Here is a 23,332-nt window from a genome sequence, read left to right as displayed (position 1 = left end):
GTTGTCAGCCCCTCCAACTCTTCTCGTTCTTCAGCACTCAGAGAGACGATGTATTTCTTTTTTGCCATGAATCTCAAGTAAACGCGATGGCTTAAATTATCATCGAATTACCCCTCAAATCAAAGCTGACAGACTACTAGTGTAACCAGAGCAATTGCTTAGAGTAGGATTGTACCGTTTAAGCAAGGATCTAAACCAGACGGGTAGGACTGTATCGGTTATTATAGAGAATCTCCATTTTCTCAAAATCGACCTATGCTGAGAGAAGATCTTAAAAAAGAATTAGACAAGCTAAATGATGAGCAACTTAAAAAAATTGCTGATTTCATAGCCTTCATTGAGTTTCAGTCTAGACAGGTCGCATTGTCTGTTCCATTTTGGCAAAGAGCAACACCATCTGACAGGGCTAGAGAATTCCGTGAATGGGTTTTACAACTACCCAAAGGTAGTCCGAGTCTACGAGACGAAGCCTTTAGCCGCGATAGTATTTACGAATAATGACGAGATATTTGCTTGACACTAATGTTGTTATGCGATTCTGCAATTCTTCCGATGTGCAGCATGAGCTTGCAACAGATGCAATCTCTCATTTACTCATGCAATCAGACGAATGTTTACTTGTGATGCAAGTAATTATTGAGTTTTGGGTTGTTGCCACAAGACCAACTCAAGTCAATGGCTTGGGCTGGACTGTAGAGCAAACTAGAAGTACGATAGATCAACTTCTTGATCGTTTTCCATTCTTGGAGGAATCTCCGCAGATTTTTCAAAATTGGTTGAATTTAGTCACAACTAACAGAGTGATGGGCAAACGAACTCATGATGCTCGTATCATTGCAGTCATGCTTGCAAATGGAGTTACACATCTTTTGACCTTCATCCAAGTGATTTTGCAGGTATATCGGGTATTACAGTGACTCATCCACAAGACTTGACTCCGTTTGAAGCTGATGAGTCATAGAGTTGGCGATCGCTGCATAACAAATCGATGGAGCCGACCGCCGAGAGGTTATCTGTGAGAATTAGAAGTTATCTGCGGCGGCTCACCTCAATCGTTATGTAGCTGAGGTTATCTCTACAAACAGCAGCCTTAAGGAAATCAAGTTGTTCACGTATAGTAATGTGAAATGTTTAGGAATATTTGGCTAGAATCTTAGCTACTAAAGAGCATGAGTGAAGATTACACACACCTTTGCTCCAAAAAGAGGCAAGATTTGGACTTTTGCCAGTGTTGAGGTCTTGCCAAAAGGCTTCAGCTACTGCCTTAAACAGGATTTGAAGCGGTCGAACTCTTGTTTGGACTGATTCTAGCGAGTCTAATCAGTCTAACCGCGCCATTTTGAGTGATTAGGTGGATTCAGATTGAGATAACGCCATGTATAGGGGAGAGAGGCTGAAATGGGTCTGCATAACTGCCCAAAGTGGAATCTTATGCGGCTTGAAATCTGCACAACTACCCGAAATGGAATCTTATGCAGCTCCAAGTTTGCATAACTACCGGAATTGGGGGTGTGCAGCGATCGCTGAAGTCAACCGTTTAAGCAGTATGCATCGCTAAACAAATGAGTTGTCATAACCTGCGCCATCGCTTTGCCTTAATGGTAAGAATTGCGATGAGGTCATCGTAAAATTCTAGGATTCCAGAACAGCGGTGCATTTAATTTCAACAATCAAGCCAGGAGTCGATAACGTTGTCACCCCTACCCCCGTCCAGGTGGGATACAGATTTGTAAAATAGCGATCTTTCACCTGGATAAACAACGGCAGATAAGGAATCGTAAAGGGTTGCTGATCAGAGGCTGTATATAAATCTGGATTGGTTACATGGTAGGTGACCATCTCAACCACATGGTCAAACGTTGCTCCAGCCGCATGAAGCACTTTTTTGACATTTTCAAACGTTTGGACAAATTGTGCCTCTGGTTCCGTCACAATTTGCATAGTTTCATCACGACCTACCTGTCCAGCAATATACAAAGTGTTACCAATTTTAATTCCAGGGCAATAATGATACTTTGCATATAGGATTTCCATTCCTTTTGGAATAATCACTTCACGAGTTGCCATGATAAACTCCTAGTCAATTCAACACCCCATTGCCCATTGGATGCGCTGCAATGCAGTCTGTAACCTACAAAAAGCTCTTTGCCAAACAGTTTAGCTCAGATTTTCAGTCCGCGATCGCGATTGAAGAACTGCCAATTCCCACCCCAAATTCTGGCGAGATCCTGATTCGCAACAAATTTGCGGGCATTAATGCTGGATTTGACACCTTGCTTTGTCAGGGAACCATTCCCTACGTCAAGCTCACTCCCCCGTTTGACCTGGGTGTCGAAGCCGTGGGTGAAGTGGTGGCGATCGGTGACGCTGTAGAGGAGTTTAAGGTTGGAGATGCCGTTGCAACCACGGTGCGAGGAGGGGGCTATCGGGAGTATCAGGTCATTTCCACCAGTCTTGCCTTCAAAATTTCTGAGCCAATCCCAGAGATTCTGACCTTAATGCCTACCGGAATATCGGCTCTCGTTGCGCTGGAGCAGGCTGGCGAGATGCAAAGTCAAGAAACTGTATTGGTGACGGCAGCCGCAGGTGGAACCGGGCATATTGCGGTGCAGTTAGCCAAACTGGCAGGCAATCATGTGATTGGTACTTGTGGTTCAGATACCAAAGCGCAACTTCTGCAAAAGCTGGGGTGCGATCGCATCATCCACTATCACCAGGAAGACCTGAACGCTGTTTTGTCACAGGAGTATCCTAACGGCGTGAATCTTGTCTTTGACTGTGTCGGTGGCACCGTGTTTGATACTTGCCTTGAGCATTTAGCCGTGCGAGGACGGTTAGTGAGTGTTGGGTTTATTTCAGAATATGCCAGAGTACCGCAGATTGTGCCCCAGCCACGGATTTATCACAAGCTGTTTTGGAAAGCGGCTTCCGTTCGAGCCTTTCTTATGCCCCATTATGCAGAGCATATGGTTGCTGCCCGCGATCGCCTGCTCGACTGGTTCTACACGGGCAAAATTTGCGTTTCTATTAATCCAACCCCATTCCAGGGAATCGAATCCATTCCGACCGCAGTTCAATACCTCCTCAGTGGCAAGAATGTGGGTAAGGTCGTGGTTCAGTTTTATCGCTAGTCTCTATCGTAGTCTTTCACAGGTTTGGGGAACAGGCTCCGAACTCCGCCCTGGTTGAACAAGGGTTGCCAAACTTATGTCGCAGCTTCCTGGTGGTCTGTCAAATTTAATTTAACAGGTAGCGAATACACAGAAAGTTAATGATGGCTAAATTTTGATGGATCTACGATCCATCAAAATTTTCCTGGCGGAACACTAGTGGTCTGTCAAGAATTATTTGGAATATCAGGAATGTACTCAACCCTTCAATCCCAGTTTTGGTCTATGTTTAAATATATTTTTGGGAGGGGGGTTGAGTATTTTTCAACATAGGAACAAGTATTTATCAGGATGGGGGGCTTGTGTTTTTGCACTCAGCGAAAAGCCCGATAGGATAAGGTTTGGAGCAGGTTTAATCTATTTCATTTAGAGTTTCTTCCAGTACTCAAACCTATACAAATTGCAGATTTAAGCGCTAATCAGTTTTTTCAAAAGATATTTCTGTATCTAAATCAGCATTCTTACAAATTGTTTTGCAGCTTGGTATACTTTTCGGAATTTTTAAGATTTGGTTTGAACAACTATTGGTAGTATACGTAACAGAATATAGTGCGATCGCTTTCACGAGTCCATAAAACAGTCCATCACTAAAAACATCTACTGGGACTCATCCAATCTGGAAGAAAGAATCGCTTCATAGCTAGAACAGAGTCCAGTAAATAGCCCGGAGAATAGGCGCTTGAGTACAGGATGCTACTGATGGGACATCCTGGGGAAAAATGCCTGAAGCCCCTGGTAAAGATGGGCTTGGGCTTGAGTGTAGAATTGCAAGCCCCCTTTGTTATCAATACCAGTACCCTGCCCTCAAAATGCCAGTGCCCTGCCCTCAAACGATCTTCAAGACCTGAAGGCTACGGCATTTTAGAGGTTGAGTACATAGCTAATAATCCTAATAAATTCAATTTGCACCCATGAACAACGGTGGGGAAGACGGCATCTGGTATACAGAAGACACAACAGCCATCAACCCCGCACAAGTCATGCTACAGACCTGCGATCGCCCTCCAATCCAGCCAGCAACCCCTTCAGCAGTTCCCCTATCCCTGACGGCTCAGTTGCGATCTGCGCTTCAGCAATTCCTGTTCAACTGGGTTCAGACAATTCCCCTGCTTGAAGATCTCCGAATGATTTGGGAACGCGATCCAGCCGCTCATAACTGGCTTGAGGTGATTTGTTGCTACCCTGGGTTCCATGCCCTGATCTGCCACCGTTTCGCCCACTGGCTGCACCACCAGAAAGTCCCTGTGCTGCCCCGTTTGGTTTCCCATTTAGCCAGATTTTTAACCGGAATTGAAATTCATCCGGGAGCTGTTTTAGGAAAAGGAATTGTGATTGACCACGGCATGGGAGTCGTGGTTGGCGAAACGGCGATTGTGGGCGATTACGCCCTGATTTACCAGGGAGTGACCCTCGGCGGCACTGGTAAGGAAAGTGGTAAACGCCATCCAACGGTCGGAAATCATGTGGTGATTGGGGCAGGTGCAAAGGTACTCGGCAACATTCACATTGGAGACTATGCCCGTGTTGGAGCCGGTTCCATTGTGTTGCGAGATGTCCCTGCCCACTGCACAGCCGTTGGTGTACCAGGGCGTAACCTCTGTCGTCAAGATGTCCAGGACTGCCCGCTTGACCATAGTCAGACTCCCGATCCAGAAGCGATCGCCATTCGGGCACTGGTTGATCGGATCGAACAACTCGAACAGCAACTACAAACCTTACAACTGCAAACCCTAGCTTCTTTTCGGGACTCAAACAATGCACACATCTCTTAGCCCCAATGTTCGACTAGAACAAGCGGTCGTGGTTCCACGCTGCGATCGCTGGCGCATCTGCTATCGTCTGCAAGAATTAACGATTTCCTGTTCCTGTCCCTCCGATGGTTCACTTCGAGTTGAAATTCATCATGGGAACGAGTTGATTTTAATTCGCAGCGTCATTCAGCAGTTCTCAGCACCACGTCAAGAACTTGTGAACTGGCTGGAGCGATGCTGGCTGACCACAGTGACGTGTAAAGAGAACCATTGAGTCTCTATGGATGACTCAATCAAAGTTCTCACCATGATGAATTAACTAAAGGAGAATCAAATGGTACAACTACAGGTAACGATTCAGGAACTTGGTCAAGTGGGGAACAACCCCATCGGTTTAGGTCAGGAAATTACGGTCCCGGTTTGTGAAGGTCTAAATCTGGTCTATGCCAGTTTTCAAGCTCTTTACTTGCAATACCAGAAACACCATTTTGTAGTGGAAGGGTCAGAGTTTTATTCCCTGCATGAATTTTTCCAGGAAGGCTATGAGGCGGTCAAAGGCCATGCCCATGACCTGGCAGAACGCCTGAACGGATTGGGGGGGGTGCCTGCAAGTAGCTTTGCCAAACTGGCAGAACTCTGCTGCTTTCCACCGGAACCAGATGGAATATTCAATTCCCGTCAAATGGTGGAACATGACCTGGAAGCAGAACAAGCCGTGATTGATTTGATTCGACGGCAGGCATCGCAGGCAGAGAGCATTGGCGATCGCGCCACCCGCTATCTCTATGAGCAAATTCTGCTAAAAACAGAAGATCGCGCATTTCATCTCGCTCACTTCTTAGCAGCAGACAGTTTGACCTCTGCTTTTGTCTCAGCGGCTGATAGTTAGGCTGTGACGGGTATTTAACCCACGACATAGCCAGCGCAAAAGCTTACTTACATCAACGGAAGAGTCCTATGTTCACTATCTTCGCTCTAATTAGTTTCCTTCTTGCTTACACCTTGATCTACGATTACACTTTGAGCAAGATGTTCCAAAGTCCTGAAAAAACATTGCCTCACGCGCCTAAGGTAAAGCCTGCTAACCCCATCGGGTAAGAATGTTGGCGTTGCTGATTTTGGGTATGAAGTGAGAGTTGTATGAATTGAAACTTCGTTCCAATTCATACGGTTATTCAGCACCACCGAGTGTTTCCCAACGGGACCAACCATGATTCGGGGTACCGGGGATCGGGTGTAGCCAAGCGAATTGACAGAAAATACCGACGTAGGATGGGCATAGGATGCTTTGCCCATCCGCCACTGATCCTCAAGATGGGCACGGGGAAATCCTTTGCCCATCCTACGTGATAGGTATACAACCAGGACGGAATGATGAATTACCCTACAACAAGCCAACCAGTTCAAATCAACGACACCACCCTCCGAGATGGCGAACAGGCAGCCAGTGTTGCTTTTACGGTTCAGGAAAAAGTGGCGATCGCCCAATTTTTAGATTCCATTGGGGTGCAGGAATTAGAAGTTGGGATTCCAGCAATGGGGCAACAGGAAGCTGAGGCAATTCGGGCGATCGTTGATTTGGGTTTAAATGCCAACTTGCTTGGCTGGAACCGTGCCAATATATCTGATATTAAAGCTTCCGTTAACTGTGGACTCAAGCGAGTTCATATTTCCATTCCGGTTTCTAACATTCAAATTGCAGCTAAATTTCATGGGCAATGGCGGGTCATGCTAGATCGGTTGCGAGACGTGATCAACGCTGCTCTGGACTATGGCTTGTCCGTCGCTGTAGGTGGGGAAGATTCCTCCAGGGCAGATCCCACGTTTTTACTGGATGTCGCCTACCTTGCCCAGAGTTTAGGAGCCTTTCGATTCCGTTTTTGTGATACCGTTGGCATCCTCGATCCCTTAACCACCTTCCGGCAAGTGCAGCAACTGGTTCAATCCCTGGCAATTCCTGTAGAAATGCACACTCATAATGATTTGGGACTGGCAACTGCCAATGCCCTGGCAGGAATTCAAGCCGGAGCTTTATCAGTTAACACAACCGTGAATGGTCTGGGTGAACGGGCAGGCAATGCTGCCCTGGAAGAAGTCGTGATGGCACTCAAACGGATTTATGGCATCCAATTAGGAATCGATACAAAACGGTTACTAGAACTGTCCCGGCTTGTGGCAAAGGCTTCCAATTGCCCAGTTCCCCCGTGGAAAGCAGTCGTCGGTGAAAATACCTTTGTCCATGAATCAGGCATTCACGCGCATGGTGTCCTGCAAAACCCGGTCACCTATCAGCCCTTTGACCCGGCAGAGGTTGGTTGGGAACACCGTTTTGTGGTGGGCAAACATTCTGGTCGTCATGGGCTTCAGGAGGTATTGCAACGCAATGGGATCATCCTTAACTCGGATGAAACCCAGGCAGTGTTACAAGCTGTCCGCGATCGCTCTGTACAGGTAAAACGCAGTCTGACTACCGATGAGCTTTTAAGTTTAGTTGTGCCAGTAAAGGATACTGTCTATGCAGCCCGATGAACTAGAATTAAATTTACCGCCCTACTTTGAAATTGGACAAAAAGTACAAACGCGGAAATTGATCCGTAATGATGGAACCTTTCCTGGGCAGGACATTGGCGCAACCTTAGCCAAGAAAGGGGAAGTTGGTTATGTGATCAGTATTGGCACCTTTTTACAGTCGTCCTATATCTATGCCGTTCATTTTCTGGGAACAGGATTTGTTGTCGGTTGTCGTCGAAAAGAATTGGAACTAGTTGACGCAAGCCATTAATCATTAAGTTGAGATTGAACATGAAAGTGATGCTACGCCGTAACTCATCTGGTGCTCTCCTGGTCTATGTTGCTAAAAAAGATCTGGAAGAGGAAGTAATTTCGGAATCTGAGACCAATGAAGGCAAAGTTTTTACGCTGTCAAATGGCTGGGAACTCATTGCCCCTGGCTTAATTGACCCGCTGGCTCTGCCCCAAACGGTTGAAATGAAACGAATCGCTTAGATCTTAGATTACATACACACATAATAAAAACTTACCCAGAGAACCTCAGGCGATCGGATAGATTTTGTACTCGGTTGAATGCTACTACTGTTCCGTCAGGAAAATTTTGACGGGTCGTAGACCCTCAAAATTTAGCCATCATTAACTTCTTGGTATTCGCTATCTGTCAAATTAAATTTGACAGAGCACTAGTACAGCAAAATAAAAGTGTTTTACAAGGGGTTCCACCCCTTCTGGGGGGCGAAGCCCCCAAACCCCCATGTTGCAAAATTTAGTGTTTGCAACCCTAGTGGTCTGACGTTTAGGAGGCAGACGGAGACAGTTGTGAGCACAAAACCAAACCTGATTTTTGTTAATCACCAAAACTATTACCTCAGGTAGAAGAAATACGTCCGTCGAAGGACGGATAATTCAGCCTGTATGCCGTAGTTAAAGAGTGGTTGATTTGACAACCATTTTCTGTGAGGTTCCAGGTTTCTCGACTATAGTCTATCCATTTCATAAGCCTGCTCAGTCCATCCAGTCTGCCCAATTCATGTACACGCTCTCTAAAAATCTCTCTCTCAAACCCATATCTGGGATCAAACAACCACAAATCAGGTATATTTGGGTTTTTACGCCTGACTTAGCTGGGTAGAAGAGAGTGGGTATGGTGAGTCAGCAACCTACTGTAGAGCAGCTTTTTGCCGGTAATAGCGAGATGGCAAGATTGATGCGATCGCATGACTGGTCGCAAACTTCGCTAGGTGCCCCAGAGCAATGGTCGCAGAGCTTAAAAACGGCTGTGCGAATTATGCTGACTTCCCGGCAACCCATGTTTGTCTGGTGGGGTGAAGAATTGATCAACCTCTACAATGATGCCTACAGGGCGATTGTGGGGGGGAAACATCCCCAGGCACTAGGGCAACCTGCCTCTGTGGTGTGGCAGGAAATTTGGGATCAGGTTGAACCCCGCGCAGAATCTGCCCTGCTAAACAACGAAGGGACTTACGATGAAGCGCTGTTGCTAATCATGGAGCGTAACGGCTACCCAGAGGAAACCTATTACACCTTTTCCTATAGCCCGATCCCTGATGACGAGGGTGGTACCAGTGGCATTATCTGCGCCAACACGGACGATACCCAACGCATTATTGGTGAACGTCAGTTAGCCTTGCTACGAGAACTGGCAGCCAGAACCGCAGATGCTCGAACCTTTGAAGAAGCCTGTACGTTGAGCGCAAGTTGCCTGGAAACCAACCTTTATGATCTGCCTTTTGCCATAATTTATCTGGTCGAACCTGACCAGCAACACGTTGTTTTAGCGGGAACCAGTGGAATTGATCGCAACCATCCAGCCATTCCTGAAGTTGCCAAGCTGGATGGAGGTTCAGGCTGGTCCTTTACCGAAGTCATTCAAACCCAGAAGCCAGTGTTAATCTCGGATCTGGTTCCCCAGTTTGGTGAGTTGCCAAGGGGAGCCTGGGATCGTTTACCAGAGCAGGCGATCGTAGTTCCCATCGCCCCCTCTGGTCAAACAGGTCGGGCAGGGATTTTGGTTGCCGGATTAAATCCATTCAGGCTTTTCGATGATAACTACCGGAGTTTCATCGATCTGGTTGCAGGGCAAATCGCAGCCAGTGTTGCCAATGCAAACGCCTATGAAAAAGAACGCAAACGTGCCGAAACCTTAACCGAACTCGATCGCGCTAAAACTGTCTTTTTTAGCAACATCAGCCATGAGTTTCGCACACCCTTAACGCTGATGCTGAGTCCATTAGAGGAACTGTCAAATACCCTGGAAGAACGCCTCAGCGGAGATGAACGAGAACAATTTCAGATGGTGCAGCGGAATGGCTTGCGCTTACAAAAGTTGGTCAATACCTTGCTTGATTTCTCCCGACTTGAAGCAGGTCGTGTGCAGGCATCCTACCAACCGACGAATTTAGCCGGGTATACAGCGGAACTTGCCAGCGTGTTTCGATCGCTGATTGAGCGGGCTGGTATGAGTCTGATTATAGACTGTTCCACCCTACCGGAACCTGTGTACATTGACCACGAAATGTGGGAAAAGATTGTACTTAATCTGATTTCTAATGCATTTAAGTTTACATTTGCAGGAAGTATTACGGTTCGATTGCGATCGCTTGGTAAACTTGTTGAATTCAGTGTGACGGATACAGGTGTTGGCATTCCCGAAGCAGAATTGCCTCGATTATTTGAACGATTTCATCGGGTGGAAGGAACGCGATCGCGCACCTATGAGGGTTCTGGCATTGGACTCGCTCTGGTACAGGAACTCGTGAAGCTACACGGTGGCACCATTCGAGTGACGAGTCAGCTAGAGCAAGGAACCACCTTTGCGATCGCCTTACCCCTTGGCTCAGATCATTTACCCCAGGATCGAATTGAAGCAACTCGTTCGCTCACATCCACAGCATTAGGATCTGACCCCTATGTGATTGAAGCGTCCCGCTGGTTGCCAGAAGCAGGGAACGGGGAATGGGGAGCGGAGAATGGAAACATAATATCTTCATCCCCTATTCCCTATTCCACACACCCTACTCCCGGCACTGCTCGCATTCTTCTGGTGGATGACAACGCTGACATGCGGGACTATCTCCAGCGGACATTGAACCAGTATTGGGAGGTAGAGGTTGCCAGTAATGGTTTAGAAGCATTGGAATCCACTGCCCAGCGCCTTCCTGACCTGGTGTTGAGTGATGTCATGATGCCGGAGTTGGACGGCTTCGGGCTGCTCCATGCACTTCGTACCAATTCCCGAACCAGAGAAATCTCGATCATTCTGCTATCAGCCCGTGCGGGTGAAGAGTCACGCATTGAGGGACTGGCAGCCGGAGCGGATGATTACCTGACCAAACCCTTTTCGGTTCGGGAATTACTGGCACGGGTGAAAGCAAATTTGAAGTTGACACAACTGCGGCGAGAGGCAGCGCAACGAGAACAGGCACTTCGACTGGAAGCAGAAACTGCCAGACAAACGGTTGAATCCATCCTGACAAGCATCCGGGATGGGTTTTACACTCTCGATCGCGACTGGCGTTACACCTATGCCAACGATCGCTTTTGCGAAATGGTTGGGATGGAGCGAGAAGCCCTTTGGGGTCAGTGTGTTTGGGAGTTGTTTGCGGATGCAGTCGGCACGGATGTTTACGTGCAATTCCAGCAAGCAGTTAATCAGCAAACTCCCCTCCAGTTTGAGTACCTCTACGCCACCTGGAATCGCTGGTATGAATACCGGATCTATCCATCGTCTACGGGGTTAACGGCATTTATTATTGAAATTACCGATCGAAAACAGACCGACATCGCCCTGCAAGCAGCCACCCTGGAGACCCAACAGCGGGCACACGAAGCAGAAAAAGCCCAGCGGATGTTGCACCTGCTGCTAGAAAATGTGCCAGAGGGTATTTCCATTGCTGGGGGACCACCTGACTTTCCCATCATTGCCCATAGCAAACTGGCGCAGGAATGGCTGGGTAAATCCGGTGAATCCCTGATTAAGATGCCCTCAGAGATTCAGATGCCCAATGACTATCAGGTTCCCTCTTACGAACTGTTTTTGCCAGATGGGGTTACCCGCCCGACCCTAGAGCAAATGCCCATGTATCGTGCCACCCGCCACGGCGCAACGGTTTCTAACGAAGAATGGGTGATTGAACGTCCCGATGGGATCCGCCTGACGGTACTCGTCCACGTTGCACCCATCAGGAATTCCCAAGAACAGATCATTGGTGCAATCAATTGCTGGCGCGATATTACTGAACGCAAACGGTTTGAGGAAACCCTGCGTCAACTGGTAGAATGCGCCAAACTTAAAGGCGCGGAGTTTTTCGCAGACCTGGTGCGGGTGCTGGCTGAAGCACTCCAGGTCAGATATGCCTTTGTCAGCGAAGTTGAGCCTAAAAACCGGAAGTACGCCAAGACCCTGGCTATGTGGGGTGACAGCGACTGGAGTGAAACCTGTGAGTATGAGTTGGTGGGCACACCCTGTCAGGAAGTGGCAGATCAAGGGCTGTGTTTTTACCGGGACCAGGTCGCCACAATGTTTCCCCAGGATCCACTTTTGGCTCAAATGGGGGTCAATAGCTACCTGGGGATACCCCTACGGGCATTGGATGGCTCGATCCTGGGAATGCTGGCAGTGATGCACGATCGCCCAATCGATGAACGGCTGCAACCGGAAACCCTGATCCAGCTTTTTGCGGGGCAGGCAGCGGCGGAGATTGAACGCCAGCAGGCAGAAGCAGCCCTGCGAGAAAGCATGGCAATTCTAAACGCGGTGAACCAGGCAACCCCCACCCTGATCTATGTCAAAGACCAGCAGGGACGGTTATTAATGGCAAATCCAGCCACTCTGCGAGTCATCGGTCAGCCAGAAAGCAGCGTGATTGGCAAAACAGAGCGTGACTATCTGCGTTGGGAGGATGCAGAACCCATTATCGAGAACGATCACCGCGTCATGACAACCGGGCAGGTAGAAGTGTTTGAAGAAATTATCAGGCTGCCAGAAGGGACACAGACGTTTCTTTCAACCAAGTCCCCCTACCGGGATGACCAGGGCAATATTATTGGTCTGATTGGCATCTCAACCGATATCACCGATCGCAAACAAGCCGAACTTGAACGTGAACACCTGCTTGCCCGGGCAGAAGCCGCGCGAGAAGAGGCACAGTCCGCCAACCGGATTAAGGATGAATTTCTGGCAGTTCTATCCCACGAACTGCGATCGCCACTCAACCCCATTTTGGGATGGGCAAACTTGTTGCGTAGGGGTAACCTGGATCCTGCAAAAACGGCTTATGCCCTGGAAACGATTGAGCGTAATGCCCAGTTGCAAACGCAGTTAATCGCCGATTTACTCGATGTCTCTCGCATTCTCCAGGGCAAGATGAGCTTGCATATTGCTCCCACCAACCTGGCAACCACGATTGAAGCAGCGATGGAAACCGTTCGGTTAGCCGCAGAATCCAAGGGAATCGATTTGAGATTTGAAATAGCTGGGATGGGCGATCAAAAACATCGCCTCCCCTCCTCACCCCAACCTCCTTCCCCCCCACCCCCTCTTCTCTCCAGCCCCATCCAGGTCATGGGCGACTCTGCCCGACTTCAGCAAATTGTCTGGAACTTGCTCACTAATGCGATCAAATTTACTCCTACCGAAGGACAGGTTGAGGTGAAGTTAGAAGCGGTAACCGATAGTCGCCCATCGGTCATGGGTGGGGTCACGGATCATGCTCCCCTTTGCCATTACGCCCAAATAACGGTCAGTGATACCGGACAAGGCATCCGTTCAGAATTTTTGCCCCACGTATTTGAGTACTTCCGCCAGGAGGATGGTAAAACAACCCGCCGGTTTGGTGGCTTGGGATTGGGTTTAGCCATTGTCCGTTACCTGGTTGAGCAACATGGGGGAACGGTTAAAGCTGAAAGTGCAGGAGAGGGATCAGGTGCAACTTTTACAGTGCGGTTGCCGCTCTTATCCGCGAACAGAGAGCCGGTGGGGAGGGAGGAACCGGAACTTTTTATGTCTCCGCTGCCGCTGCCGCTGGACGATGTTCAAATTCTGATAGTGGATGATGAAGCAGATATCCGCGATCTGGTGGCATTTGTTCTGGAACAGGCAGGAGCAACCGTGAGGCTGGCAACCTCCGCTACAGAAGCACTCAACTTAATGTCCCAATCCCTGCCAGATGTACTGCTCTGTGACATTGGCATGCCTGATACAGATGGCTATACGTTGATCAGTCAGATTAGAGCCTTACCATCAGCCCAGGGTGGGTGTGTTCGGGCGATCGCGCTGACTGCCTATGCTGGGGAAAGCGATTATCAGCAGGCAATGGCAGCGGGTTTTCAAATGCACCTGTCTAAGCCAGTAGAACCCGCCCGGTTAGTGGAGGCGATCGCGAGTCTGATGCAAGGCTCCTGATCCGGTTGTAGACTTCCGCTGATAGCAGTTGACCGATGAATTCCCGCTATTAATCACACCCATCCACAGACCGTTGTGGTTTACTCATCTACAAATCGCTGCAACTTCCTCCCAGGGTAGATGGTTACAATTGCCCCCGATGGACTAAAATACCATATAGTTATTAAACCTTTATGGTATTTTACTTGAACGATGCCAAAACCTGCCAGCCCCTTAGTCCCTATTACTGTGCTCGAAGCCGTTGCCGATTACTTCAAAATCCTCTCTGAAACCAGTCGATTGCACATTCTACAATGCCTTCGATCAGGTCCCATGAATGTGATGGAACTGGGTGAAGAAACTGGCTTGGGTCAGGCAAATCTTTCTAAGCATCTTAAAGTGATGACCCAGGCAGGAATTCTAAACCGCCAACCAAAAGGCACCAGTGCCTATTATGAGATTGCAGACCCATTGGTGTTTGAGTTTTGTGAGTTAGCCTGTGGTCAGATTGGCGATCGCCTGCGTCAACAGGCTGAAACTTTTCTACAAGCCAGCGCCCTACAGTCAAACGTGAGCAGTTCAAAACAAAGCACCCGATCGCAGAAAACCAGAGCAAAAGAGCAAACTTCTAGCTCTCGACGTTAAACTCGCAAACTAAACCGGCAAAACGACATTGAGTTTCAATACCCAAGGTATTATAATCACTTAATAATCGTCTAGCTATAAAGTGATTATGCTGATGTCGAGATTGCTCCCCACCCTTAAGATTGGTCAACATATCGCCTATTATCCCATCGTCCAGGGAGCAATGGCGGTTCGAGTATCCGGTGGCAGCTTAGCGGCAGCCGTCGCCAACGCCGGAGGCGTGGGGGTCATCTCATCCCTGGGATTAGGATTGAATTCTCCCTACCTCAGCACTCAACCCAGACGTGGCAGCTTTTTTGTCGCCAATCAACTGGCGCTGATTGATGAACTGCAAAAAGCGCGTGCCATCAGTCCCAGGGGAATTATTGGTGTCAATATTCTGGTTGCAACTAAAGACTATTCTGTATTGGTACAGACAGCGGCAGCTAATGGAGCCAATTTAATCATCACTGCCGCAGGAATGCCTCTGAGTCTCCCGGCTCATACCGCAGAATATCCAGAGGTGGCATTAGTGCCAATGGTGTGTGGATTAGAAGCGGTTCAGGCAATCTGTCAAACCTGGCAGCAAAAGTACGATCGCCTCCCGGATGCCTTTATCGTCGAAAATTCTAAAGCAGCGGGCGGGCATATCGGCACTACCTGTGAGGATTTCAGTAGCGGGATTGAGTCGTTAATTCCCGAAATTCAGCATTACCTGCAAAACCAACTAGAAGTGGATATTCCCTTGATTGCAGCGGGGGGAATCTGGGATCGAGTGGATATCGATCGCTGCTTAGCCCTGGGAGCCAGTGGAGTTCAGGTGGGTACTCGTTTCATCACAACTGAGGAGTGTGATGCCGATCGCCGCTATAAGGAATTCCATCTCAGTGCCCGGTCAGAGGATGTGGTGATCGTGCCCAGCCCAGTTGGTAAACCCGCCCGTGCGCTACGAAATGCATTTTCAGAAAAGGCGATCGCTGCAACCTCCAATCTGGAACGACGATGTATTGCTAATTGTCTAGAAACTTGCCTCTGCCGTGATCACAATAAAACCTATTGCATCCTTCAGTCCCTTGCTAACGCCGCTCGTGGTGATGTGGACAATGGCTTAGTCTTCTCTGGCGCAAACGTTGGGCGGGCAGAGCGCATCATGTCAGTCGCTGAAGTCATGGCAGAGTTAACCGGCTTGCGGGAAGCCTTTGTCGCTTAATAGCAAGGTTTTAATCATGCATGCACTTTCAATTCCAACCTGGATTATTCACATCCTGAGTGTACTGGAGTGGATGGCTGCCATTGGGCTGGTATGGAACTACGCCAATGTCAGCCAGAATCATGCCTGGAAAGGCTTAGCGATCGCAATGGTGCCTGCCTGGGTGAGTGCAATGTGTGTTTGTACCTGGCATTTCTTTGATAATGCTCCTTCTCTAGCCTGGTTAGGAATGGCGCAAGCGACAATGACCCTGATGGGTAATTTTGCCCTGATGGTGGCAGCCTGGTGGTTATGGAGACAATCATTCCGCCCTGGCTAAACCTATCTCACTTATATATAAGTCTCATCCCCATCCCCAAATCTGAGCAGGTCAGGGTTCCGCTCCCCCACCCCTAGCCAAGCTTCCAGTAGCAACCTTCAATCCAATGCTTTCAAAAGACATCTTATTTGCATTTTCTTTACTTCCCTATCTCGCTTTTCTGTGGTTTCTCACCCGTTCCAGAGAGGTTCCCCGTCTTGCATTGATTGGTTTTTACTTCACCCTGTTATTTGTAGGGGTCACCATTCCTGCTGGAATTTATACCAGAGTAGTTTATGGAGAAATGCTGGCAAATGTAGATTGGCTGCACGGGACTGCCGAATCGTTCTTAACGCTCTCAAATATTCTGATTGTTCTGGGATTCCGGCAGGCGATCGCCCATCTGCGCCACACCAAACGGACGTGATTCGGTTTTTTCAGGAATTAGGCTGTACCGAATAAATCTGCCGAGTTTGCAGCAGGTGGGATTTTGCTTCCTCACAAGTTCCTCAAATTCTTCCGGTATAACAGGACTAAGAAAACCTTTACCTTTAACGGCAATGGCTGAACGCATCTCTTTTCAAGACAAATCCTTACTGTCGCCTCCTTTAGCGGCAATGGAGAGAACCGTTGAAGCGATCTTAAATCGGTATGCAGAAGGGGAGCGCAACTTCCAGAAGGTAACCCTGCGAGAGGTCGATCTGCATAACGCTCATTTGCATGGGGTGAACTTTGATCAAGCAGATTTACGCCAAGCCAGATTGGGGCAAACAGACTTTAGCCGCGCGAGTTTCCGGGAAGCAGACTTGAGTGAGGCACTCCTGTGGGGAACCGATTTGAGTGAAGCCGATTTATCCCATGCGATTCTGCGAGAAGCAGATTTGAGTGGTGCCAATCTGAGTTATGCCAATCTATCGCGATCAAACTTGGGTAGGGCAACCTTAGGCGGTGCCAATTTAGTTCATGCCAGATTAATGAGCGCCAATTTGTTTGAAGCGGATTTGCGTCCAACATCTGATCAAGTCACCGATCTGGGACATGCTTTCCTAAGCGATGCAGATCTCTGCTATGCCAATTTGAGCGGAACCCTTTTATATCGAGCAAATCTAGATGGTGCCAGACTTTGCCGTGCCCACTTAAACCGCACGTTACAACAGGGCATGAAGCCCACCGATCTGAGTGAAGCCAGCTTGCGCAGCGTTGATTTGAGTTATGCCGATCTGACTGGGGCAATTTTACGTAAGGCAAATTTGAGCGGTGCGGATTTGACGGGTGCCGTACTAACCAATGCCGACTTGCGGGGCGCAATCATGCCAGATGGTTCCATGCACGATTGAATTGAAACGAAGTTTCAAGCATCCAGCATCCTTTTCATCCCCAGAATCAGCAACGCCAGAAATGAGGAACAATGGAAGATCTCACCGTCTTTGCTCAGTTGCAATGATGTGAACATCAATGTTTTTAAGCGATCGCAGCAATTTATGGGTCAATGATCCTCGCAGCATCAGCTTCCAACGAGAGCGTTGGCTTTCACCGATGACAATCTGAGTGATGTAGTAGTTTTTGGCAACCTCTGCGATCGCCTTTGCTTTGTCGTGGTTTGTCACTCGAATAAACTCTCCGCCAAACTCTTTACACAGTCTTTCACAGGTTTCAATATGTAAACTCTCTACTTTGGTGAGAAAGCGGTCTGGATCATCGACAAATAAACAATAGAAGGGAGCGTGCATATACCCCGCGATCCGGGCAGCCCGTCGAATCAGTTGAATCGCATTGGGATAGGTTGAAACGCAGACTAAAACCCGTTCAAGAATCGTGCAAAAGGGCGCATTTGCTTTTGTTCCATTAGATGCTTCCTCAATAGCCTCTTCTTCAATGTTGTCAGCGACTTCTCGTAATGCCAGTTCCCTTAAAGCAATCAGGTTACGCCGTTGAAAGAAGTTTTGTAGGGATTGATCCACCTTTTCAAGGGCGTAAATCTTGCCGTCTTGCAACCGCTCTTCTAGCGTCTCCGGTGTGACATCAATGACCACGACTTGATCGGCTTCTTCTACCAGGCGATCAGGAATTCGCTCGCGCACCACAACCCCTGTAATCCGGGCAACCAGGTCATTCAAGCTCTCTAGATGCTGAATATTGACTGTTGAGTACACATCAATTCCTGCTTCTAAAACGACTTCCACATCTTGATACCGTTTTTCCCGTTGAGCACCAGGCACATTGGTATGTGCCAATTCATCAATCAGAACTAGTTGCGGCTGACGAGCGAGAATTGCATCAGTATCCATTTCGGACAGAATGACACCAGAGCAGTTAATTAGCTGTCTGGGCAACATTTCTAGCCCCTCTGCCCGTTGTGCGGTCTCCTGCCGATTGTGGGTTTCCAGTAAGCCAATCACCACATCAATCCCTTCTTGACGAAGACGATGCCCCTCCTCTAGCATTCGGTAGGTTTTACCGACACCGGGAGCCATGCCAATAAAGATTTTGTGCTTACCCCGATGGGCGGGGCGGATGTAGGTACTGTCAGGCGAAGGACTTGAGGAATGATACATAGATCAACGGCTGAGAGCATCCAGAGCGAGGTTGAGCTTTAAGACATTGACCCCAGGTTCGCCAAAAATACCTAAGAAGCGACCATCCGTATTCTGGTTGATTAGATCTTCAAGTTGATTAGGTTGTAGCCCCCGTGCCGTTGCCACTCGCGAAATTTGCGCTCTAGCGGCTTCAGGTGTGATGTGCGGGTCAAGGCTGGAACCAGAGGTATAGACCAGATCGGCAGTCGGTTGAATGCCTGCCTGTTTCAATTGGGCAGTCGTTTCCTGAACTCGCTTGAGTAGATCAGGATTGGACGGAGCCAGGTTACTCGCACCCGATACGCCTGTCTTGAGAATGCCAGCCTCATCTTTGGTCGGATCAGCCGTGCTGTAGCTCGTAGTGCTGGGACGACTGTTAAAGTAGCGATCGCTGGTAAACGGTTGTCCAATCAGAGCAGACCCAATAGGCTGACCTTGAGCATTCGTCAAGATGCTGCCGTTTGCCTGGAAGGGAAAAGCAATTTGCCCAACGGCAAACATGACCAGCGGATAAATCAGGGCAGTGATCACCCAAAGTACCAGGGTCGATCGAATCGCTCTACCAGCCTCGTGTACAAAACTCATTAGAATTTCTCCGGGGCGAACATGACAAAGAATAAATAGACTGAAAGCGCCACAGTTCCCAGACCCAATAGCCCTAATGCCCAGGCTTGAGTGCGAGAGAATTCATTGCCACTGGCGGCATAAACGACAGGTGCAACGATCAAGTTGAAGCTTAGTGCCAAAAACAGATACAGCGGCAGCTTTTGCCTACGCCATTCTGACCAAATTTCTGAAACTGTCTCAAGCGTTTGAGTGGCGGCTTGAGGAGATGGGAGCGATGGTTTTAGAGCATTAAGTTTCATAGACCAAAAAGTTTTTGAAGGGTTAGGACAACGGCAAGATTAAATCGATCGCCTTAATCGCGATAAACGGGGCGATAATGCCGCCTAGACCGTAAATCAAAATGTTACGTTGCAGCAGTTGATCGGCAGTGAGGGGGCGAAACTGCACACCTCTCAGAGCCAACGGAATCAGAACAGGGATAATCAAGGCGTTGTAAATCAGGGCAGAGACGATCGCCGATTGGGCACTCTTTAAGCCCATAATGTTGAGCGCCCCAATTCCCGCCGCTGCGAAGATTGTAGGAATAATGGCAAAGTATTTGGCGATGTCATTGGCAACTGAGAAGGTGGTCAACGCGCCACGAGTGATGAGTAACTGTTTGCCGATCGTCACCAGGTCGATCAATTTAGTTGGATCAGAATCCAGATCAACCATGTTGGCAGCTTCCTTTGCCGCCTGAGTGCCAGAGTTCATGGCTACTCCAACATTGGCTTGAGCCAGAGCAGGTGCGTCATTTGTACCGTCTCCGGTCATAGCAACGAGCCTACCTTGTGCCTGTTCTGAACGAATCACATCAATTTTGTCTTCCGGGGTGGCTTCAGCAATAAAATCATCCACTCCAGCTTCCTGAGCAATCACAGAGGCGGTAATGCGGTTATCTCCAGTCAGCATAATGGTTTTGACCCCCATCCGTCGCAGTTGGTCAAACCGTTCTCGCAATCCAGGTTTGACAATATCTTTGAGGTAAATCACCCCATAGATCTCGTCACCTTGACAGGCAGCGAGAGGTGTTCCACCCAGACGCGACACTCGCTCATAAGCTTCATCCAGAGTTGAGGGAACTTGACCACCGCGTGAACGCGCAAATCCTTTAATCGCATCCACAGCCCCCTTGCGATACTCCTTACTGTCGAGGTCAGTTCCGCTCATGCGAGTGCGCGCCGAGAACTCGATCCCTTCAGCGGGTTGTCCATCCAGTTCGAATCTTGCACCGAGTTTTTGGGCTAACTGGACGATCGATCGCCCTTCCGGGGTTTCATCAAACAGGCTGGCAGCTAGACAAACATCAGCAACTTCTGCAACGGAATGACCATTGACCGGAATCAACTCATCGGCTAAACGGTTTCCCAATGTAATCGTTCCAGTTTTATCTAGAACCAGAGTATTCACATCCCCACAGGCTTCCACAGCTCTTCCAGAAGTGGCAATCACGTTGAACTGAGCGACTCGATCCATCCCAGCAATGCCGATCGCACTAAGTAACCCACCGATCGTGGTAGGAATCAGCGCTACCAGTAAGGCAATCAAAATGGCGATGCTGGTGCCAGAACGTAAACTGTTGCCTGTTGCGTTCCCCACAACACTGTCTAAAAAGCCAGCAATGTAGCCAGAAATAGCTGGGGTGGTGGCAACAACAATCAGAAATACCTGGGTCAACACGGCTAGCAATACCGTTAGCGCAATCTCATTCGGGGTTTTGCTGCGTTCGGCTCCTTCCACCAGGGCAATCATGCGATCGATGAACCCCTGCCCTGGATCAGAGGTAATTTTGATAACCAGTTCATCCGAGAGCAGGCGAGTACCCCCCGTAACAGAACTGGCAATATCGGTACCCGGTTGTTTCAAGACCGGAGCCGATTCCCCGGTGATGGCTGATTCATCCACTGAGCCAATGCCCTGGATCACCTCACCATCCGCCGGAATCATGTCTCCCGCCATCACTTTCACCTGGTCGCCCCGACGCAATTCAGTCGAACTAACCTCCTGAATCGACTGATCGGGCAATAGCTTGCGGGCGATTGTATCACTACGAGTCGATCTCAAGGCATCTGCCTGTGCCTTACCCCGCCCTTCGGCAATGGCTTCGGCAAAGTTAGCAAATAGCACTGTAAAAAACAAAATGAACGTGATAATACCGTTGAGTATTCGTTGCTGACCAATATCTGCCTGAACTGCCCCAAACAGATTGGGATTGATGGTGACAAAGAGGGTGACGATCGTACCCAGCCATACCACAAACATGACCGGATTACGCACCGCCACACGCGGATTTAGCTTAACAAATGACTCGCGAATGGCGCGTTGATACAGCCCTTTGCGATCGGCTTTTGGCGTATGTCGGCGATCGTCACGGCGACCATGAGGCACTCGAATTGAGCGAGTAGCTGTGGAGGGAGACGATTCATGTCTAGTTTTCATAAGTCCTCAGAACTCCTACCCAATTCCTTTGACAATTTGAAACGCTTCTGCAACTGGACCTAACGCCAGAGTCGGAAAGAATGTCAGTGCGCCCAGAATGAGAATCACACCAGCCGTGACCCCAATAAACAGACCCGTATCGGTACGCAGCGTTCCAGCAGTGGCGGGAACAGGTTGTTTACGGGACATACTATCTGCCAGCAGCAGCAATGCCACGATCGGAATATAGCGTCCTGCCAGGAGACTAAAGCTAGTACTTAAATTCCACCAGAGGGTGTTATCTGCCAAGCCTTCAAACCCAGACCCATTATTTGCAGCGGCAGACGCGTATTCATAAATCACCTGCGATAGCCCATGAAATCCAGGATTGCTGATGCCTGCCAGTTGTTCGGAGAATGCCAGAGTCATTGCCGCCGGAATCAGGATGGCGATCGGGTGAACCAGCAAAATTAGAAAACTCGCCAGCACCACTTCTCGTTTCTCAATCTTGCGCCCCAGAAATTCAGGGGTTCGCCCCACCATCAAGCCCGTGACAAAGACTGCCAGAATCAAGTAAGCAAACAGATAAGCCGTTCCCGTTCCCTGTCCACCAAACACAATCTGGAGGAACATATTGGACAGGGTGACAAAGCCCCCACCAGGCATAAACGAATCGTGCAAGCTATTGACTGCCCCACACATACTTGCAGTTGTAAACACAGCAAATAACGCCGACTGTGCCCAACCAAATCGGACTTCTTTCCCTTCTAGATTGGCAGCCTGATCTACCCCTAACAGCGCATTTACTGCTGGATTGCCTTGGTACTCGCCAATCGCCGCAATGACAATAAATCCAACTAGAATCGCAAACGGAATGCTGTACACCAACCAGGCTTGCTTCCGATTGTTGGCAAAGATGCCATAGGTGATGATTAGCGATGTGGGAATGGAAAGAATGGCAACCAGTTCAATGAGATTGGTGAAACCGTTAGGATTCTCAAAGGGGTGCGCCGAGTTGATCCCGAAAAAGCCGCCACCGTTCTCGCCCAACTCTTTGATAATTTCGTAGTGAGCAACCGGACCCCGAGCGATCGCCTGACTGATGGCTGGATTTTCAAGCGTCGGTACAATGGCTGGGCCTGCTAGGGTTTCGGGCATTCCTGCGGCAATAAAAATGATGGCACCGACCATACTGATGGGTAGTAGAATTCGCGTAATCGCTTGGGTTAAATCCACATAGAAGTTTCCTAACGGTCTTCCGGTTAACCCGCGAATAAAAGCGATCGCCACTGCAATCCCTGTCGCTGCCGATGTAAACATTATGAACCCCAGAGCCGCAAACTGGCTGAAATAGCTGTAGGTTGTCTCACCAGAATAGTGCTGCTGATTGGTGTTTGTAACGAAGGAAATAGCGGTATGCAGAGCCAGGTCCCAGGAAGGCGCACTTAGCCCAGTAGGGTTAATAGGCAGCACTCCCTGAAGCATGAAAATCAGGTAGATAAACACCAGCATTGCTAAGTTGCTGTATAGCACTGCCCGCGCATACTGCCACCCTGTCATTTCCTCCCGTGTTCGCAATCCACTCAGCGAAAAAACAGCTCGTTCTACAGGGATTAGAACCGGGTCAAGCAAGGTATGCTGCCCCATAAATACACGTGCCATATACCGACCGAAGAAAGGCGTAATTGCCACTACAATCAGTAGCGTTAATGCAATTTGAATCCATCCTTGCAACATGAGTTATTAAACTCCAAACATACGTAAA

21 protein-coding genes are annotated in these 23,332 nt (G+C 48.8%); 15 read left to right on the top strand and 6 right to left on the bottom strand.

The annotated features are described in order from the left end of the window. Positions 1-255: 255 nt before the first annotated feature. Both AC1S52_RS28790 and AC1S52_RS28785 read left to right on the top strand, forming a co-directional pair. Positions 256-498 carry a hypothetical protein gene (locus tag AC1S52_RS28790; protein ID WP_482032490.1) on the top strand — a complete coding sequence of 81 codons (243 nt, stop codon included), beginning with the start codon at positions 256-258 and terminating at the stop codon, positions 496-498. An 11-nt stretch (positions 499-509) separates the two neighbouring features. Continuing rightward, positions 510-917 carry a type II toxin-antitoxin system VapC family toxin gene (locus tag AC1S52_RS28785; protein ID WP_482032489.1) on the top strand — a complete coding sequence of 136 codons (408 nt, stop codon included), beginning with the start codon at positions 510-512 and terminating at the stop codon, positions 915-917. A gap of 715 nt (positions 918-1,632) precedes the next feature. Here AC1S52_RS28785 and AC1S52_RS28780 read toward each other — a convergent pair. After that, positions 1,633-2,067 (bottom strand): RidA family protein, encoded by a 435-nt coding sequence (locus AC1S52_RS28780; RefSeq protein ID WP_482032488.1) that lies wholly within the window; start codon positions 2,065-2,067, stop codon positions 1,633-1,635. A gap of 50 nt (positions 2,068-2,117) precedes the next feature. Between AC1S52_RS28780 and AC1S52_RS28775 the strand changes: the two genes are divergently transcribed. The 13 genes from AC1S52_RS28775 (at position 2,118) to hetL (ending at position 17,304) form a co-directional block, all read left to right on the top strand. Further along, on the top strand, positions 2,118-3,131 hold the full coding sequence (locus AC1S52_RS28775; protein WP_482032487.1) for a zinc-binding dehydrogenase: 1,014 nt from the start codon (positions 2,118-2,120) through the stop codon (positions 3,129-3,131). 950 nt (positions 3,132-4,081) lie between these two features. Continuing rightward, positions 4,082-4,942 carry a serine O-acetyltransferase gene (gene cysE / locus AC1S52_RS28770; protein ID WP_482032486.1) on the top strand — a complete coding sequence of 287 codons (861 nt, stop codon included), beginning with the start codon at positions 4,082-4,084 and terminating at the stop codon, positions 4,940-4,942. Next, positions 4,926-5,195 carry an Asr1405/Asl0597 family protein gene (locus AC1S52_RS28765; protein WP_482032485.1) on the top strand — a complete coding sequence of 90 codons (270 nt, stop codon included), beginning with the start codon at positions 4,926-4,928 and terminating at the stop codon, positions 5,193-5,195. Before cysE ends, AC1S52_RS28765 begins: the two co-directional genes overlap by 17 nt. A gap of 60 nt (positions 5,196-5,255) precedes the next feature. After that, positions 5,256-5,810 carry a DNA starvation/stress protection protein DpsA gene (dpsA, locus tag AC1S52_RS28760; protein WP_482032484.1) on the top strand — a complete coding sequence of 185 codons (555 nt, stop codon included), beginning with the start codon at positions 5,256-5,258 and terminating at the stop codon, positions 5,808-5,810. A gap of 485 nt (positions 5,811-6,295) precedes the next feature. Further along, positions 6,296-7,450 carry a homocitrate synthase gene (nifV, locus tag AC1S52_RS28755; RefSeq protein WP_482032483.1) on the top strand — a complete coding sequence of 385 codons (1,155 nt, stop codon included), beginning with the start codon at positions 6,296-6,298 and terminating at the stop codon, positions 7,448-7,450. Next, positions 7,437-7,703 (top strand): nitrogen fixation protein NifZ, encoded by a 267-nt coding sequence (locus AC1S52_RS28750; RefSeq protein ID WP_482032482.1) that lies wholly within the window; start codon positions 7,437-7,439, stop codon positions 7,701-7,703. The genes nifV and AC1S52_RS28750 overlap by 14 nt, the downstream gene beginning before the upstream one ends. A gap of 20 nt (positions 7,704-7,723) precedes the next feature. Then, positions 7,724-7,927 carry a putative nitrogen fixation protein NifT gene (gene nifT / locus AC1S52_RS28745; RefSeq protein WP_482032481.1) on the top strand — a complete coding sequence of 68 codons (204 nt, stop codon included), beginning with the start codon at positions 7,724-7,726 and terminating at the stop codon, positions 7,925-7,927. A gap of 649 nt (positions 7,928-8,576) precedes the next feature. Next, the gene (locus AC1S52_RS28740) at positions 8,577-13,856 is read left to right on the top strand and encodes an ATP-binding protein (protein ID WP_482032480.1); all 5,280 of its coding nucleotides are present in this window, start codon (positions 8,577-8,579) and stop codon (positions 13,854-13,856) included. A gap of 192 nt (positions 13,857-14,048) precedes the next feature. Continuing rightward, positions 14,049-14,480 (top strand): ArsR/SmtB family transcription factor, encoded by a 432-nt coding sequence (locus tag AC1S52_RS28735; RefSeq protein WP_482032479.1) that lies wholly within the window; start codon positions 14,049-14,051, stop codon positions 14,478-14,480. 94 nt (positions 14,481-14,574) lie between these two features. Continuing rightward, positions 14,575-15,669, top strand: a complete 1,095-nt coding sequence (locus AC1S52_RS28730) for an NAD(P)H-dependent flavin oxidoreductase (protein WP_482032478.1) — start codon at positions 14,575-14,577, stop codon at positions 15,667-15,669. Positions 15,670-15,685: 16 nt separating this feature from the next. Next, positions 15,686-15,988, top strand: a complete 303-nt coding sequence (locus AC1S52_RS28725; RefSeq protein WP_482032477.1) for a DUF2499 domain-containing protein — start codon at positions 15,686-15,688, stop codon at positions 15,986-15,988. A gap of 106 nt (positions 15,989-16,094) precedes the next feature. Continuing rightward, entirely contained in the window at positions 16,095-16,394 is a 300-nt protein-coding gene (locus AC1S52_RS28720) for a DUF3593 domain-containing protein (RefSeq protein WP_482032476.1), read from the top strand. 133 nt (positions 16,395-16,527) lie between these two features. After that, positions 16,528-17,304: a heterocyst differentiation pentapeptide repeat protein HetL gene (hetL, locus tag AC1S52_RS28715; protein ID WP_482032475.1), complete on the top strand. Its 777-nt coding sequence runs from the start codon at positions 16,528-16,530 to the stop codon at positions 17,302-17,304. Between the two features lie 81 nt (positions 17,305-17,385). Here the strand turns inward: hetL and AC1S52_RS28710 are convergent, their stop codons facing one another. The 5 genes from AC1S52_RS28710 to kdpA are packed head-to-tail and all read right to left on the bottom strand — an operon-like array spanning position 17,386 to position 23,304. Then, positions 17,386-18,522, bottom strand: a complete 1,137-nt coding sequence (locus AC1S52_RS28710) for a universal stress protein (protein ID WP_482032474.1) — start codon at positions 18,520-18,522, stop codon at positions 17,386-17,388. Positions 18,523-18,525: 3 nt separating this feature from the next. Further along, positions 18,526-19,128, bottom strand: a complete 603-nt coding sequence (gene kdpC, locus AC1S52_RS28705; RefSeq protein WP_482032473.1) for a K(+)-transporting ATPase subunit C — start codon at positions 19,126-19,128, stop codon at positions 18,526-18,528. Beyond that, the gene (locus tag AC1S52_RS28700; protein WP_482032472.1) at positions 19,128-19,409 is read right to left on the bottom strand and encodes a potassium-transporting ATPase subunit F; all 282 of its coding nucleotides are present in this window, start codon (positions 19,407-19,409) and stop codon (positions 19,128-19,130) included. Before AC1S52_RS28700 ends, kdpC begins: the two co-directional genes overlap by 1 nt. 22 nt (positions 19,410-19,431) lie before the next feature. After that, positions 19,432-21,588 carry a potassium-transporting ATPase subunit KdpB gene (gene kdpB / locus AC1S52_RS28695; protein WP_482032471.1) on the bottom strand — a complete coding sequence of 719 codons (2,157 nt, stop codon included), beginning with the start codon at positions 21,586-21,588 and terminating at the stop codon, positions 19,432-19,434. Positions 21,589-21,603: 15 nt separating this feature from the next. After that, on the bottom strand, positions 21,604-23,304 hold the full coding sequence (gene kdpA / locus AC1S52_RS28690; protein WP_482032470.1) for a potassium-transporting ATPase subunit KdpA: 1,701 nt from the start codon (positions 23,302-23,304) through the stop codon (positions 21,604-21,606). Positions 23,305-23,332 lie beyond the last annotated feature (28 nt).

The organism is Kovacikia sp. CALU 1929 (assembly GCF_056784235.1).
This window is presented reverse-complemented; position numbering and strand designations above follow the sequence as displayed.